Below are 15757 nucleotides of genomic sequence, written 5' to 3'. Positions count from 1 at the left end.
CCCCATGCAGCTGAGCGCGGCACCCATCATCTATATCCTGATCTTCGTCGCGGTGCTGCTGCTGGTCGAGGGGATCTATCTGACCGTCTTCGGCAAGACGATCAGCCTCAACTCGCGCGTCAGCCGCCGCCTCGCGCTGCTCGAGAAGAACCAGAACCGCGAGCAGGTGCTGGAACAGCTCCGCAAGGAGATGAGCCAGCACATGAACGCGCGGGGGATCCCGCTCTATGCGATCCTCGCCTCGAAGGCGCAGAAGGCCAACATCGCCTTCTCGCCCAAGGCTCTGGTCGGGATCATGGTGCTCCTGTCGGCCGTGGCCTACCTCGGCCTCACCATCGGCACCAGCGCGGCACCCCTCGTGCGCGGGGCGGTCGCGGTCGTGATGGGAGTGGGCGCGGTCTATGTCTGGGTCAACGGCAAGGCCAAGAAACGCATGGCGCTGATCGAGGAGCAGCTGCCCGACGCGGTCGAGCTGATGGTGCGCTCGCTCCGGGTGGGCCATCCCTTCTCCTCGGCCATCCAGATCGTCGCCAAGGAGGTGCCCGACCCGCTCGGCACCGAGTTCGGCGTGATTGCGGACGAGGCGGCCTACGGGCGCGACGTGGCCGAATGCATCCGCGCCTTCGCCGAGCGGATGGAGAGCCAGGACCTCCGCTTCCTCGCCGTAGCCGTGACCATCCAGCAGCAGTCGGGCGGCAACCTCGCCGAGATCCTCGAAGGGCTGGCCAAGGTGATCCGCTCGCGCTTCAAGCTTTTCCGCAGGGTCAAGGCGATCACGGCCGAGGCGAAATGGTCCGGCACCTTCCTGTCGGCCTTCCCCATCGTGGCGCTGGTCGCGATCTCGATCCTGAAGCCCGACTATTACGACGGGGTGAAGGAGACACCGCTCTTCATTCCGGCGGCACTCGTCGTGGGGGCGTTCCTGATCGCGAACGTCATCTTCATGAAGATCATGGTCAACATCAAGGTCTGACCCATGGAACTCCTCTCCCTGCTCGAGACCTACCTGACCGACCGGCTGGGTCCGCTCGGCCCCCTCATCGCCGTGGGGTCGCTCGGGATCCTGCTCATCGCGCTCACCCTGCCCGTGATGCTGAAAAAGCGGGTGGAGCCGTTCGACCGGATCCGCGCCCAGCGCACGGCGGCGGTGGCGGCGCCGGTTCAGAAGGGACAGGCGCTGCGCCGCGCGTCGGGCAGCGAGAAGCTCGACCGGTTCGCCAATCTCCTGGAGCCCAAGACTGCCGAAGAGATGTCGGCCTCGCGTCTCAAGATGATGCGCGCCGGCTACCGCTCGAAGGGCGCCGTGCGCGCGTTCCACGCGGCCCAGTTCGCGCTGGGGGTGGGGTTTCTGGCAGCCGGTCTCCTCTATGCGATGGTCGCCTCGGCCGCGGCACCGCTCACCATGCAGCAGATGGTGCTCTACACGATCCTGCCCGGGGCCATCGGCTACTACCTCCCAGTCTACTGGATCAAGCGCCGCGCGCAGGAGCGGTACGACCAGATCGTGTCGGGCTTTCCCGATGCGCTCGACATGATGCTGGTCTGCGTCGAGGCGGGCCAGTCGCTCGATCAGTCGATCCTGCGCGTGGCCCGAGAATCCGCGGCGGGCTATCCGGCGCTTGCCGAAGAGTTCGAGATCGTGGCCCACGAGGTCAAGGCCGGGAAGGAGCGCGTGGCCGTGCTGAAGGACATGTCCGAGCGCGTGGGCATTCCCGACGTTTCCTCCTTCGTGACGACCCTCATCCAGTCGGCCACGTTCGGCACCTCGATCGCCGAGGCGCTCCGCGTCTACTCCTCCGAAATGCGCGACAAACGTGTGATGCGGGCAGAGGAGAAGGCAAACACCTTGCCCACGAAGCTGACGCTCGGCACAATGCTTCTGACCGTGCCGCCGTTGATGCTGATCCTGATCGGCCCCTCGGTCTATGGCATCGCCACTCAGCTGGGCGGACAGTGAGACGACGTGACCCGGGGCCTTGTCTTCCTCCTCCTCTGCGCGACGCTTGCCGCCTGCGGCGGACCGGATGCGCTGTCGCGGCAGGCCTCGGAACGCAACGCGCCCTTCGGGGTCGATCCCGGCCGGAACGGGATCGACGGGCTGCTGGTGGGGCACAGGCTCTTGGCCGCGGGAGAGAGCGAGCTCGCGCTGCGGGCCTATCTCCGCGCCGCGTCCGAGCAGGGCATGACGGCCGACGTGCTCTCGGCGCTCGGTTCCGCCAACCTGCGGCTCGGGCGGCTGAACCAGGCCGAACAGCTGCTGCGCCGCGCCATCGAGCTCGACCCCACCTTCGTGCCGGCTGTCAACAATCTGGGCGTCGTCCTGATGGAGCGCGGCCGTGCCCCCGAGGCGCGGCTCGTCTTCCAGCAGGCCTTCGCGCTCGACAGTGGCGCCACCGACTCCATCCGGGAAAATCTGCGCCGCGCCATCGCGAAGAGCGAGGCGTCGCTGTATGTCGAGCCGGAGGAACGACACGCCTTCTCCCTCGTCCGGCGCGGGCAGGGCCAGTATGTGCTGCTGTCGCAGCTCTGAACACGACCGGGATCGAGCAGCAAGAGGACGCAGAACCATGCGCCACCCCGTCCTGACCGCGCTGTGCCTTGTCGGCACGGCCCTCCTGAGCGGCTGCGGCGGCGGCCGCGATGCCGAAGTCGACCGCGCGCTGAAGAGCCTCAGCGCCGCCGACGAAAGCAACCTGAACGAGATCATGCTGACGGTGGGCGCCCCCGACGAGGCGGTGGCCTATTTCCGCGGCGCCGTCGAGAAGGCGCCCGACCGGATCGACCTCAAGCGCAGCCTTGCCAAGTCGCTCGTGCGCGCCCAGCGCCCCGCCGAGGCGGCAACGGTCTGGAGCCAGGTGGTCAACAGCCACGAGGGCACCAACGCGGACCGTGTGGCCTTTGCCGACACGCTGATCCGCTCGAACGACTGGAGCCGCGCCGAGGCGGAGTTGTCCCGCATCCCGCCGACCTACGAGACCTTCGAGCGTTACCGGCTCGAGGCGATGGTGGCCGACAGCAAAAAGCAGTGGACGAAGGCCGACAGTTTCTACGAGACGGCGACCGGCATGACGACCCAGCCCGCGGGCGTCCTGAACAACTGGGGCTTCTCGAAGCTCTCGCGCGGCGATGCGGCGGCGGCGGAGCGGCTCTTCTACGAGGCGCTGACCTACGACCCGACCTCCTTCACGGCCAAGAACAACCTCGTTCTGGCCCGGGGCGCGCAGCGCAAATACGACCTGCCGGTGATCCAGATGACGCAGACCGAGCGGGCGCAGCTGATCTACACGCTAGCGCTCGCTGCGATCAAGAAAGGCGACGTGACGGTGGGCAAGGGCCTGCTTCAGTCGGCCATCGACACGCATCCGCAATATTTCGAGGCCGCCGTGCGCAGTCTCGAGGCGCTCGACGCGGGCTGAGCGTGGCGGACCTGATCGCCACTCCTGCCCCGGCGGCCGCGGTCTTCCTGCCCCTCGTGCTGCCCATCGCGCTCTGGGTGGCCTGGAGCGACATGAAATTCATGAAGATCCCGAACAAGGCGGTGCTGGCGCTGGCGGCGGTCTTCCTCGTCGCGGGCCCGTTTGTCCTGCCGCTCGACGACTGGCTCTGGCGCTGGCTGCATCTTCTGGTCGTGCTGGCGGTGGGGTTCCTGATGAACATGGGCCGGTTGATCGGCGCAGGCGACGCCAAGTTCGCCGCCGCCATGGCCCTCTTCGTGGCGCTGGAGGACCTGAGGCTGGCCCTCGCGCTCTTCGCGGCCTCCCTCCTCGGCGCCTTCGCCAGTCACCGGGGCCTTGGGCTTCTCGGGCCCTTCCGCCGGGCCACCGCCGACTGGGAGAGCTGGCGCCGCCGCGACTTTCCTATGGGGCTGGCGCTGGCCGGGATGCTGATCCTTTACCTTCTCGCGGCACTCTTCGGCCGCTGACCCAAGGGTGAGTCCATGACCGTGCAGAGCTCAGACGTCATCGCACCTCCCGCGCCGCGCACGCTGCCCGACACGGGCCTGTCGCTCGTCATGCTGCGGGACATCCTGCTCAAGACCATGTTCCGGATGAACCTCGAACTGGTCTCGCAGATCGCGCCGGTGATCTGCCTGCCCGCCCCTCTCGCGCAGGAGCTGGTGGACCTTGCCCGCAGCCAGCGGCTGGTCGAGGCGACGGGCACGCTGCACGCCACCTCGGGCAACGAGATGGGCTATCAGCTGACCGATCAGGGCAAGGCGCGCGCGCTCGATGCGCTGAGCCAGTCGGAATATTACGGCGCGATGCCCGTCCCGCTCGACCGCTACCGCCTGCAGGTCGAGCGGCAGTCGGTGCGCCACATCAAGCTCACGCGGGCGCAGCTGACGGCGGCGATGGGGCATCTGATCCTGCCCGACGAGCTTCTGGACCATCTGGGGCCGGCCGTCACCTCGGGCCGCTCGATCCTGATGTACGGGCCGCCGGGCAACGGGAAATCCTCGATCTCGAACGGGATCCGCGATGCGCTGGGCGACCGGATCTATGTGCCGCGCGCGTTGGAATATTCCGGTCAGGTCATCACGGTCTACGACCCGATCGTGCACCGGTCGGCGGAATCGGCCGTGGACGATCCGACCAGCCTGCGCCGCACCTCGAACCGGTTCGACAACCGCTATGTCTGGTGCGAGCGCCCGACAGTGATTACCGGGGGCGAGCTCACGCTCGACATGCTGGATCTCACCTACAATCCGGTCGCGCGCACCTATCAGGCGCCGCTGCAACTGAAGGCCACCGGCGGGATCTTCATCGTCGACGACCTCGGCCGTCAGGCGGAGCCGCCGCAGAAGCTGGTGAACCGCTGGATCGTGCCGCTCGAGGAAAATCGCGACATCCTCGCGCTGCAGTCGGGCGAGAAATTCACCGTGCCCTTCGACACGCTGGTGATCTTCTCGACCAACTTCCACCCGAACGAGATCTTCGACGGCGCGGCTCTCCGGCGGATCTTCTTCAAGATCAAGGTGGACGGGCCGAGCCAGGAGAATTTCCTGAAGATCTTCGCGATGGTGGCGAAGAAGCGGAAGATGCCGCTCGACGAGACGGCGCTGGTGCATCTGATGAAGGCGAAGTTCCCCACCATCGACAACCGCTATGCCAATTACATGCCGGTCTATCTGATCGACCAGATGATTTCGGTCTGCGACTTCGAGGGCCTGCCCTATCAGATGACCCCGGCCCTGATCGACCGGGCCTGGTCGAACATGTTCGTGCGCGACGAGGTGATCGCGAAATAGGTCAGCGCCGGAGGGGGATGGGGCCGATCTCGGTCAGGATCGCGTCGAGCGGCTGATCGGTGGCATCGATCGGCACCTCGGGCAGTTCCTGCGCGGTAAAGGCGAAGCCCACAGCCGTGACCGGGTGACGCGCGCGCAGCCGCTCGAGCGTCCGGTCGTAGAAGCCGCCGCCGTAGCCCAGACGGAAGCCGCGCCTGTCGAAGGCCATAAGCGGCACGATCAGCACCTCGGGGTCGAGCCAGGCGCCGTCTTCGGGCACCCGCGCGCCGAACGGGCCGTCGACCATGGCGCAGCCCGGGCTCCATTCGCGAAAGCGCAGCGGCTCGCCGGGGGCCACGATGACCGGCACGCAGACCGGCCCGTCGTGGGCCGCCATCGCCGGGAGCGGGTCGATCTCGGACCGGATCGGCATGTATCCCGACAGAACCCGCCCGCGATGGGGCACGAGCCAGTCGGCCAGAAGCTCGGCCGCCTGCCCCTGCCCCGCCTTGTGCGCAAGCGCCCGGGCGGCGCCGGCGGCGCGGCGTGCCTCGGCCTTCAGCGCGGCGACCGTCATATCAGCACCAGACTGGCGAGGCCGAGGAAGGCGAAGAAGCCCATCACGTCGGTGAGCGTGGTCACGAAGGTGCCCGAGGCGAGCGCCGGGTCGAGGCCCAGCCGGTTGAGGCCGAGCGGCACCAGGACCCCGCCCAGGGCCGCCACCACCTGATTGCAGATCATCGCCATGCCGAGAACCGCGCCCAGCACCGGATCGCCGAAGATCACGAAGCCCGCGAGCCCGAGGATGAGCGCCAGCCCGATCCCGTTCAGGAGCCCCGCGAACAGCTCGCGCCGCACCACGCGGGGGGCGTTGGCCGAGGTGAGGTCGCGGGTGGCCAGCGCGCGCACCGCCACCGCGAGCGACTGGGTGCCCGCGATCCCGCCCGTCGAGGCCACGATCGGCATGAGCGCCGCCAGCGTCACGAGCTGGGCGATGGTCGATTCGAACGCCGAGATCACCAGCGCCGAGAGCGAGGCGGTGAAGAGGTTCGCGGCGAGCCACGGCAGCCTCTGGCGGGCGGTGGCGAAGGGGCCGTCGGACAGGCTGCTTTCGTCGCCGACGCCTGCGAGGCGGAGGATATCCTCCTCGTGCTCCTCGTCGAGCACGTTCATCGCGTCGTCGATGGTCACGATCCCCACCAGCCGGTCGTTCTCGTCCACCACCGGGCAGGAGATCAGGTGGTACTGGTTGAAGATATAGGCCACCTCGGATTCGGCCATTGTCGCGCGGATGGTGCGGAAGCTCTCCTCCTCGATGGCGGTGAGCTTCACGTCGCGGCGCGACGAAAGCAGCCGGCCCAGCGTGACATAGCCCGCGGGCTTCATCCGCGGATCGACGAGGATGACGTGGTAGAACTGGTCCGGCAGCTCTTCGGTCTCGCGCAGGAAGTCGATGGTCTCGCCCACCGTCCAGTGGACCGGCGCGACCACCACCTCGCGTTGCATGAGGCGGCCCGCGGAATATTCCGGATAGGCCATGGCCTGCTCGACCGCCACCCGGTCGGCCCGGTCGAGGGCGCCGAGGATCGCCTCCTGCTGCGGCTCCTCCAGATCCTCGAGGATGTCGACCACATCGTCGGTATCGAGCTCGCGCACCGCCTCGGCGATGACCTCGGGCGGCAGGTGCTCGATCACCTCCTCGCGGATCGAGTCGCTGATCTCGGAGAGGATCTCGCCGTCGATCCCGCCCGACCAGAGCGTGAGCAGCTCGCGCCGCTCGGCCGAGCCGATCTGCTCGAGGACGTCGGCAATATCGGCGGCATGCAACGGCTCGAGCAGGTCGGACAGGCGCGCCTCATCCCGCTCCTCGACCGCTTCGAGGACCGAATCCACCACCCGGTCGGGCACGCCCGACCGCTCTTCCTCGCGCGTATCGCCCGTCTCGACCTGCAATATGGCGCCCCCGCTCAACTGTCGCAGGGACCATACCGAAGGATGCGGCGCAGAAACAGGGGCGGCAGGAAATTTACCCTGCCTCGAAAAGGGGCTAGGTTGGAGCGCTTCAGCAGATGGGAGACCCTGCCATGACCGACCTGCTCCTCGGACAGGTGCTGTCCTTCACGGCCGATCCGTTCCTTGAGGGCGAGGCCGCGGCGCGCCACGAGAGCCACGGCGCCGTTCTGGTGGAGGACGGGCGCATCGCCGCCGTGGGTTCGGCCGAGGCGCTGCGCGCGGCCCATCCCCGCGCGCGGGTGACCGATTACGGGCAGGCGCTGATCTCGGCGGGCTTCATCGATGCCCATGTGCACTATCCGCAGACCGCCATCATCGCGAGCTGGGGCAAGCGGCTGATCGACTGGCTCGAGACCTACACCTTCCCCGAGGAGATGCGCTTCGGCGATCCCGCTTATGCCGCCGAGATCTCGGGCCGCTACCTCGACCTGACCCTCGCCCATGGCACGACCACCGTCTGCAGCTATGCCACCATCCATCCCGAGAGCGTGGACGCCTTCTTCGAGGCGGCGGCGGCGCGGGGCTTGCGGGCCTATGCGGGCAAGACCTGCATGGATCGCAACGCGCCCGAGGGGCTGCGCGACACGGCCGAGAGCGCCTATGCCGACAGCAAGCGGCTGCTCGAGAGATGGCATGGGCAGGGCCGGCTCTCCTATGTCATCACGCCCCGCTTCTCGCCCACCTCGACGCCCGAGCAGCTCGCGGCGCTGGGGGCGCTCTGGCGCGAGCATCCCGATTGCCTGATGCAGACCCACCTCTCCGAGCAGCTCGACGAGATCGAATGGGTGAAGGCGCTGCATCCGCAGGCGCGCGACTATCTCGACACCTACGAGGCACAGGGGCTGTTGCGCGAGGGGGCCGTCTTCGGCCATGCGATCCACCTCGCCCCGCGCGAGCGGGCGCGGCTGGCCGAGGCGGGCGCGAGCCTCGTCCATTGCCCGACCTCGAACACCTTCATCGGCTCGGGGCTCTTCGACATGGGCCTCGTGGCCGAGGGGATCCGGGTGGGTCTGGCCACCGATACCGGCGGCGGCTCGTCCTTCTCGATGCTGCGCACCATGGCCGCGGCCTACGAGATCGGCCAGCTGCGCGGGCAGGCGCTGCATCCGGCGCAGCTCTGGTGGCTCGCCACGGCAGGCTCGGCGCGGGCGCTTCGGGCCGAGGACCGGATCGGCAATCTCGCGCCCGGCATGGAGGCCGATCTCGTGGTGGTGGACCTCGCCTCGACCCCGGCCATCGCTCAGGCCACGGGTCGGGCCGAGACGATCTGGCAGGCGCTGTTTCCCACCATCATGATGGGCGACGACCGCGCGATCCGGGCGGTCTGGGTGAACGGCGCGCCCGCGCCCCGCGGCTGACCGGCGGGCCGCGCCGAGAGGCGCGGCCCCTGCTCTCCCCCCTTCAGCTCTCCGGCTGCGGCGGGATCTGGCCCTGCTTCGGCTGGCCGAAATAGATCGTCTGATGCGGGAACGGGATCTCGATGTCGCGCTCGTCGAAGATGCGCTTCAGGATCTCGTTGTAGGCGCGGCCGACGCCCCATTGCTTGCCCGGCAGGGTCTTGATCCGGGCGCGCAGGATGACCGCGCTGTCGCCGAAGGAATCGAGCCCCAGCCATTCGAGGTCGGCAAGGATCACGGCCGCATGTTCGGGCCGGCGGCGCAGCTCCTCGAACGCATCGAACATGGCGGCGCGGACCTCGGTCACGTCCTCGCGGTAGGCCACGCCCATGTCGCAGACGAAGAACGAGAAGTCCCGCATGAAGTTCGAGACCATGTCCACGGACGAGAAGGGGATGATGTGGAAGACCCCGTTCAGGTCGCGCAGGCTGACCGAACGGACGGTCAGCCGCTCGACCACGCCCGAGGTGCCGGCCACCGTCACCACGTCGCCCACGTTGATGGCATTCTCGAACTGGATGAAGATCCCGGTGATGATGTCCTGCACCAGCTTCTGGGCGCCGAAACCGATGGCGAGGCCCAGCACCCCGGCGGAAGCCAGAAGCGGGCCGATGTTGAGCCCGATCTCGGACAGGCAGAACATCAGCGTGATGACCACGAGCGCGATGGTCGCCGCATTGCGCAGAAGCGACAGCAGCGTCTGCTCGCGCGAGGTCGCGACATGGCCGAAGGCCGGGTTCAGCCGGTAGTCGATCCAGGAGGAGAGCGCGATCCAGATCGCGAAGGCCACGGCGAGGATGGCCGAGACCGCGATCAGCGTGCCGATCAGCCGCCGTCCGAGCTGGCTCTCGAGCCAGGTGCCCACATCGATGAGGCCGATGGTGTGGAGCGTGAAGAAGAGCACCGCCGCCACGATCAGGAGCCGCAGCACCAGAAGCGCCTGCGGCACGAAGCGGTTCAAGCGCCGCTCGAGCAGCGGCAGCCGCTCGTTCGCCGTGGCCGGCAGGCGGACGCCGCGCGTGATGGCGCGGGCGAGCGCGCCCGACAGGAAGAAGCCCACCACGAAGACGGCCGCGATCCGCAGCGAGGCGAAGGTCGGCCCCATCGCGTCGCCGCCCGGGCTCACCAGAGACAGGACGAGGATCACGGCCAGATAGGCCAGCGCGAACCAGTGCCAGGACTGCGCCAGCGCCACGAGGGCGGGCGAGCGCCGCACGCGGGGATGCGGCTCCGGGGTGACCTTCACCGGCTCCGCCTCGGGCGGGGGCGGCGCATCGGCCCTGCCCGCCGCGATGTCGGCGGCGAGGTCGGGATCGATCTCCTGTGTCGTCACCACCGGCGGCGCGGGGGGCTCGGCCGCGACATGGCGGGCCGAGACCGGCTGGGTCTCGCGCAGGAGCCATTCGGCCACGGCCTTGCGGTTGCGGACCACGAGGAAGGCCACGAAGAGCACGCCGATCACCGAGATCAGCGCCGAGACGCCGCGGCCTGCGGCGCGCGAGGTGCTTTCCTCGACGATCGGCACGATCAGGAGCTGCCCGTAGCCCAGAAGCGCGATGCTGAAGCTCATCGCGGCCGAGAGATAGCGCGCCGGACGGTCACGCAGCGCGACGATCCGCAGATCGCCCGTCGAGGGCGACAGGACGAACCGCATGGCGGTGCGCAGGAGTTCGACCGCGAGGAAGGCGTTGAGATAGAGCGTCTGGCGCAGGCCGATCTGTCCGGCGCTGCCGATCACCGCGATGGCCAGCACATAGCCGATGGCCCAGGCGCCCACCACGATCAGCACGTCGAGGGCGAGCGCCCCGACATAGAGCAGGATGCGCTTCACGACCCCGGCGGAGCGCGCCCGCTGCCCCATGCGGCGGTAGGTGGGAATGACCGCCCGGCGCAGCAGGTTGAAGATCGCCGCCGTGGCCACGATCAGCAGCAGAAGCTCGATCAGCGCATCGCCGAGCACGCCCAGATCGAGCCGCGAGAGCCCCGCGAACAGCTCGGGCGAGGCCTTGAGCGCATCCCAGAGGCCCCGGACACTGGTCGCAACCGACTCCGCCGCCTCCTGGGTGAAGAGGGCCGCCGACCTGCCGAAGGAGAGGATCTCGTCGGAGGGCGCACTCACTGCGGGCGTCGCAGGCTCACCCGCGGCGGCGACACGTTCCAGTTCGGCGATGAGCTCCGCCCGCGCCTGATCGTTGCGCAAGAGGTCGAGCAGCGTGGCGGCCGAAGTGGGCGCGGCGGGCTCTTCTGCCCCGGAGCCGGGCAAGAGCGCGGTCTGCGCATAGGCGGGGAGAAAGGCGATCGTCGAGCCGAGGAAAAGCGTCAGCGCGAGAAGCAGCGGGGCGGCAAGCGTTCGGAACAGTCGGGTCATGCCGCATGAAAGAGTGCCTTTGCCCGGACTTCCAACCCCTTCCCGACCTTTTTCCTCTTCCAGACGGGGTTTTCGCGGGATTTTGCCGGCGAAGGCGGTGCATCGGGCCCCGGATTGTCCTCCTGCGGCCGGTCTCGTGCGCGGCTTCCTGATCCAGCGGCGGCCCCACTCCCCCGCGGCGCCTCCGCGTCCCGCTGATCGGCAGACGCTTGAATCCCGGAGGCGATGCGGGAGGGCTCGGCTCCGCGGCCTGTCATTCACGCTTCGCGAATGGCGGCCCGGCAGTGAGGCCCTTTCCCCTACCAGCCGGTCAGCCCGTCGACCGGCGGCGGCGGCACCGGCTGGGTCACGAGCTCGCTCCGGCGCTTCTCGTAGAAGGCATTGCCGCCGGTCACGAGCGTGTAATGCATGTTGTCATAGGGAAAGCGGTGCCCCGCCGTGTGAAAGAACATTGCATTGCCCACGAACGGATGCCGCTCGCCCCGCAGAACGGCCCGCGCGGCCTCGCGCACCCGGGGCAGCGAGCGCGAGTCCATCCGCTTCGACATCACGCCCGGCGCGAACTGGTTGCGCTGGCCCACAACGCCGCAGACGGTGTTCGGAAACTGGCCGGAGTTCACGCGGTTCATCACCACCGTGCCCACCGCCACCATTCCGTCCCGGCTCGAGCGGTGCGATTCGAAATACATGGCCCGCTCCATGCATTCCAGATCGCTCGGACGATGGAAGAGGCCGCATCCCAGCAGCAGGAGCGCCGGGGCCGTGCAGAGGACCAGACGGATCGATATCCGGAGAAGTCTCGTCGCCAAACCTGCCTCCTCGCGGGGCTCTGCGCCCTTCTGGCCGAGAGGCGATCTGCTCGGTCTCGGCTTATGGTGGAACGGGGCGAGGATGAAGGACTCCGGGTCCGAGGTCCAGACCCCGCGGAGGGATCTGGTCGGATGCTGCTTTACCGCCTGCGGCGCTGCAAGCGGCCGTGACGTGGGCGAAAGGGGTCGCCGTCGGTCGCGGATGTCGAAGGGGAAGCGATGGAGCTTTGCGCCCGCGATCTTCGCGAGACCTGACCGTGCAGCCAGAGACCGAGCCTGTCTGCGAGACCTGCGCCCGCTCCAGCGGAGCGGCTGGCGTCACCCCCGCAGGATCTCGAGCGCTGCGGCATGAACCTCGGGGCAGGACGCGGCGATCACACGCCCGCCCTGCGGGTTCCGGCGCCCCTCCCAGTCGGTCATGAGGCCGCCCGCGGCCTCGATCACCGCCATGGGCGCCTGCACGTCATAGGGCTGCAGGCCCGCTTCCACGACGAGGTCGATCTGTCCCGCGGCCAGCAGGGCATAGGCGTAGCAGTCGGTGCCGTAGCGCGTCAGCCTGACCTGCCGCGAGAGGCGACGGAAGGCGGCTTCTTCCTCGGCGGTGCCTACTTCGGGGAAGGTCGACATGAGGATCGCCTCGGACAGGGCCCGCGCCGCGCGCGTGGCCAGCCGGTCTTCGCCCCTCGGGCCGCGCACGCGGGCGAGGCCGAAGCCGCCCTCGAACCGCTCGCCGATATAGGGCTGGTCGATCAGGCCGTAGATCGGCCCGCTGGCATCCGCGACCGAGATCAGCACGCCCCAGGTCGGCGTTCCGCACAGGTAGGAGCGCGTCCCGTCGATCGGATCGAGCACCCAGGTGAGGCCGCTGTCGCCGGCCTGCACGCCCATTTCCTCGCCGAGGATACCGTCCCGCGGACGCCGCCGCGCGAGGATGGCGCGCATGCGCTCTTCGCACAGCCGGTCGGCCACGGTCACGGGATCGAACCTGTCGGCTTCCTTGGTATCCGCCGAGAGGCCCCTGCTGCGGAAATGAAGCAGCGTGGCGTCTCGGGCAGCCGCGGCCATCTCTGCCGCGGTGTCGATGATGTCGGCGGTCTCGCGATCGGTGAGCATCTGCATCCCGGCCCTCCTGCGCCCCGCGCGTAGCCTGCGGGGCGGTCAGGGTCAAGCGCGGCGGCCGGAGAGGCACACCCGCTCAGTCATCGAGCTAGGCGGCTTCGGAAAGCACACGCGCGAGGTCGAACAGCCGGCGGCGCTGCGCCTCGGGGATCGCATAGTAGGAGCGGACCAGTTCGAGGGCTTCCTTGTCGGTGATGCGGTCGCCCTCGGCCTGGCGGGCCTGATCGCCGGCACCTTCGAGACCTTCGAAGAAGAAGCTGATCGACACGCCCAGAGCCTCGGCGATGTCCCACAGGCGGGAAGCGCTGACGCGGTTCATGCCGGTCTCGTATTTCTGGATCTGCTGGAACTTGATGCCCACGCAATCAGCCAGTTGCTGCTGCGTCATGCCCACCATCCACCGGCGGTGGCGGATGCGTTTGCCAACGTGGGCGTCGACGGGATGTTTCATGAAATGTCTCCGTAAATCTTCCAGCTGTCCCTGCCCGGATAACAAGCATATTGTGTGCCAAAACCCCGCTCGACGTCCAATTCCATCCAGAAAAACTTGTCTTGAAACAAACCTGTCTTTTTGGATATGTCCATTCATACAAGCTGGGTTCGTTCGGCGTCCGCCGCTGTGGATCATCCCTCGGGAGCACGGGAGACACGTCACTCGCCTCTGAGGTCTTTTGCATTCTGCAATGCAATTTGCAGCGAATTCGCCGCCGAAACTTTGCAAGTCGCGAATATTCGGGAGGGGGCTGGCGGAAACCGGCCCGGGATGCTGAAGTTCGGCGCGCTTTTCCCGACGAGAGGTCCTGATCCGTCCATGCGCGCTTTCCGTTTGAGAGAGACCGGCCTCGCGCCGGACCTGACTGAAGACCCCCTGCCCGAGCCGGGCCCCGGCGAGATCCGGCTGCGCATTGCCGCCTGTGCGCTCAACTTCGCGGATCTCCTCATGATCCAGGGTCGCTATCAGGAGCGCCCTCCCCTGCCGCTGACGCTGGGCATGGAGGTCGCGGGCATCGTGGATGCGCTGGGCGAGGGCGTGAGCGGCCCGGCCCCCGGCACGCGCGTCGCGGCCTTCGGCTCCTGCGGGGGCCTCGCCGAGTTCGGCTGCTGGCCCGCGGGCCGCTGCCTGCCCCTGCCCGACAGCGTGAGCTTCCGCGATGCGGCGGCCTTCCAGATCGCTTACGGCACCGGCCATCTCGCCCTCGACCACCGCGCCCGGCTGCAGCCGGGCGAGCGGCTGCTCGTCACCGGGGCCGCGGGCGGCGTGGGGCTGGCCGCGGTCGAGATCGGACGGCGGATGGGGGCGCATGTGATCGCCACGGCCCGGGGCGAGGAGCGGCTGGCGGTGGCGCGGGCCGCCGGGGCCCACGAGGCGATCGACAGCGAGACGGAGGATCTCAAGGGCGTGCTGAAGGCGCTGGGCGGGATCGATGTCACCTACGATACGGTAGGCGGCGCGGGCTTCGACGCGGCGCTGCGCGCCTCGCGCCCAGAGGGGCGGCTGCTTGCCATCGGCTTTGCCGGCGGCGATGTCCCGCAGGTGCCGGCCAACCTGCTTCTGGTGAAGAACCTGAGCGTGATCGGCCTCTACTGGGGCGGCTACATGACCTTTGCGCCGCAGGTGCTGATCCGCAGCCTCGAGACGCTGCTTGGATGGCTCGCCGACGGCAGCCTGCGGCCGCATGTGAGCCATGAGCTGCCCCTCGAGCGGGCGGCCGAGGGGCTGGAGCTGCTCCGCACGCGGCAGGCCACGGGCAAGGTCGTCATCACGCCCTGAGCATGACTTACGCCCGCAGGGCGAAGCGCGGCCCCTCCCCTGCCGCCCCCTCCACCGGGGCGAGCGGGCGGGGAGCCGCCGCCCCCGCGGCCTGCGCCGCATAGGCGCGCCGGATCAGTTCGGCCATCCCCTCGACGGCGGGGCTGTGCACCGGATCGGCCACATACAGGTTGACCTTGCTCGTCTCGAGATCCGGCAGCGTGCCGCCATGCGGGATCCGCTCCATGTAGCGCGGCTCGGCGCCGGCAAGCGAGACATGCACGGCGAGATCGGCCGAGACGCTGGCCTCGATGGTGCGCGAGCTGTCGGATTCCACCGCCATGGTCCAGGGGATCCCTGCCGCATCGAGAGCCGACTGCACCCCCATGCGGAAGATGCAGTTCGGCTCGAAGGCGAGCCGCAGCGGGCGCTGCTTCCAGGCCTGCCCGCCCGGCGCCCCCACCCAGACCAGCGGCAGCTCCACCAGCGTCTCGCCCCCCGGCTCCACCGTATCCTCGGTGGTCATGATGACGTCGCACTCACCGCGCGCGAACTGCGACTTCAGCTTCCGCGTATAGGAGGAGAGGAGCGTGACGCGCATCCGCGGAAACTCGGCCGAGAACCGCTGCAGCACCTGCGGGATCGCCGGATAGACGATGTCGTGCGGCACGCCGAGCACGACCTCTCCCTCGAAATCGTCATGGGTGAGACGGCCGAAGACCTCGTCGTTCAGCGCCAGCATCCACCGCGCATAGCCCAGAAGCTGCTCTCCCGCGGCGGTCAGCGCCACCCGGCGCGCCGACCGGTCGAGCAGCGCCAGATCGAGCGTCTCCTCGAGCCGCTTGATCTGCATCGAGACCGCCGACTGGGTGAGATTGAGAAAGCCCGCGGCGCGCGTGACCCCGCCTGCATCGGCCACGGCCACGAAAGAGCGGAGGGCGGTCAGGTCGAGGTTGCGCGGCATATCACGACTCCTGATGATTGAAGTCAAAAGCATTCATTTTCCAAATGTGAACGATTCGGGCATAAGGAGCAAGCGGAGAGACCCTCTGCCCAGATCAGATCCCGAAAGGA

15 protein-coding genes are annotated in these 15757 nt (G+C 68.4%); 8 read left to right on the top strand and 7 right to left on the bottom strand.

Features of this window, described 5'->3' with window-relative positions:
* Positions 1-4: 4 nt before the first annotated feature.
* From RSP_RS02480 to RSP_RS02455, 6 genes are read left to right on the top strand one after another with little or no spacing between them, the layout of a single operon-like run.
* Complete coding sequence (locus tag RSP_RS02480; RefSeq protein ID WP_009563827.1) at positions 5-973, top strand: type II secretion system F family protein; 969 nt, start codon at positions 5-7, stop codon at positions 971-973.
* Between the two features lie 3 nt (positions 974-976).
* Positions 977-1957: a type II secretion system F family protein gene (locus RSP_RS02475; protein ID WP_011337064.1), complete on the top strand. Its 981-nt coding sequence runs from the start codon at positions 977-979 to the stop codon at positions 1955-1957.
* A 6-nt stretch (positions 1958-1963) separates the two neighbouring features.
* The gene (locus tag RSP_RS02470) at positions 1964-2530 is read left to right on the top strand and encodes a tetratricopeptide repeat protein (RefSeq protein WP_011337063.1); all 567 of its coding nucleotides are present in this window, start codon (positions 1964-1966) and stop codon (positions 2528-2530) included.
* 37 nt (positions 2531-2567) lie between these two features.
* Positions 2568-3416, top strand: a complete 849-nt coding sequence (locus RSP_RS02465) for a tetratricopeptide repeat protein (RefSeq protein ID WP_002722834.1) — start codon at positions 2568-2570, stop codon at positions 3414-3416.
* A gap of 2 nt (positions 3417-3418) precedes the next feature.
* Positions 3419-3922: a prepilin peptidase gene (locus RSP_RS02460; RefSeq protein WP_011337062.1), complete on the top strand. Its 504-nt coding sequence runs from the start codon at positions 3419-3421 to the stop codon at positions 3920-3922.
* Between the two features lie 15 nt (positions 3923-3937).
* On the top strand, positions 3938-5248 hold the full coding sequence (locus RSP_RS02455; RefSeq protein WP_011337061.1) for a P-loop NTPase family protein: 1311 nt from the start codon (positions 3938-3940) through the stop codon (positions 5246-5248).
* A gap of 1 nt (position 5249) precedes the next feature.
* Here RSP_RS02455 and RSP_RS02450 read toward each other — a convergent pair whose 3' ends face one another.
* Both RSP_RS02450 and mgtE read right to left on the bottom strand, forming a co-directional pair.
* Positions 5250-5804, bottom strand: a complete 555-nt coding sequence (locus RSP_RS02450; RefSeq protein WP_011337060.1) for a 5-formyltetrahydrofolate cyclo-ligase — start codon at positions 5802-5804, stop codon at positions 5250-5252.
* Positions 5801-7180, bottom strand: coding sequence for a magnesium transporter (gene mgtE / locus RSP_RS02445; protein WP_002722827.1), 1380 nt, complete (start codon positions 7178-7180; stop codon positions 5801-5803). The genes RSP_RS02450 and mgtE overlap by 4 nt, the downstream gene beginning before the upstream one ends.
* A gap of 131 nt (positions 7181-7311) precedes the next feature.
* Between mgtE and guaD the strand changes: the two genes are divergently transcribed.
* A complete protein-coding gene (gene guaD / locus RSP_RS02440; RefSeq protein ID WP_017140073.1) occupies positions 7312-8598 on the top strand; it encodes a guanine deaminase in 1287 nt (428 codons plus the stop codon).
* Positions 8599-8641: 43 nt separating this feature from the next.
* Here the strand turns inward: guaD and RSP_RS02435 are convergent, their stop codons facing one another.
* From RSP_RS02435 to RSP_RS02420, 4 genes are all read right to left on the bottom strand, one after another.
* Positions 8642-11005: a mechanosensitive ion channel domain-containing protein gene (locus tag RSP_RS02435; RefSeq protein WP_011337057.1), complete on the bottom strand. Its 2364-nt coding sequence runs from the start codon at positions 11003-11005 to the stop codon at positions 8642-8644.
* Positions 11006-11304: 299 nt separating this feature from the next.
* On the bottom strand, positions 11305-11814 hold the full coding sequence (locus RSP_RS02430; RefSeq protein WP_017140072.1) for a cell wall hydrolase: 510 nt from the start codon (positions 11812-11814) through the stop codon (positions 11305-11307).
* Positions 11815-12132: 318 nt separating this feature from the next.
* Positions 12133-12933, bottom strand: a complete 801-nt coding sequence (locus RSP_RS02425; RefSeq protein ID WP_009563818.1) for an inositol monophosphatase family protein — start codon at positions 12931-12933, stop codon at positions 12133-12135.
* 88 nt (positions 12934-13021) lie between these two features.
* Positions 13022-13384: a helix-turn-helix domain-containing protein gene (locus RSP_RS02420; protein WP_002722818.1), complete on the bottom strand. Its 363-nt coding sequence runs from the start codon at positions 13382-13384 to the stop codon at positions 13022-13024.
* A gap of 360 nt (positions 13385-13744) precedes the next feature.
* Here RSP_RS02420 and RSP_RS02415 point away from each other — a divergent pair, with 360 nt between their 5' ends.
* Entirely contained in the window at positions 13745-14704 is a 960-nt protein-coding gene (locus RSP_RS02415; RefSeq protein WP_011337055.1) for an NADPH:quinone oxidoreductase family protein, read from the top strand.
* A gap of 7 nt (positions 14705-14711) precedes the next feature.
* Here the strand turns inward: RSP_RS02415 and RSP_RS02410 are convergent, their stop codons facing one another.
* Positions 14712-15647: a LysR family transcriptional regulator gene (locus RSP_RS02410; RefSeq protein ID WP_017140071.1), complete on the bottom strand. Its 936-nt coding sequence runs from the start codon at positions 15645-15647 to the stop codon at positions 14712-14714.
* Between the last annotated feature and the right edge of the window lie 110 nt (positions 15648-15757).

This window comes from Cereibacter sphaeroides 2.4.1, assembly GCF_000012905.2.
GTDB lineage: Bacteria > Pseudomonadota > Alphaproteobacteria > Rhodobacterales > Rhodobacteraceae > Cereibacter_A > Cereibacter_A sphaeroides.
The sequence above is the reverse complement of the archived record's forward strand: the minus strand, read 5'-3'. Positions and strand labels throughout refer to the sequence as shown.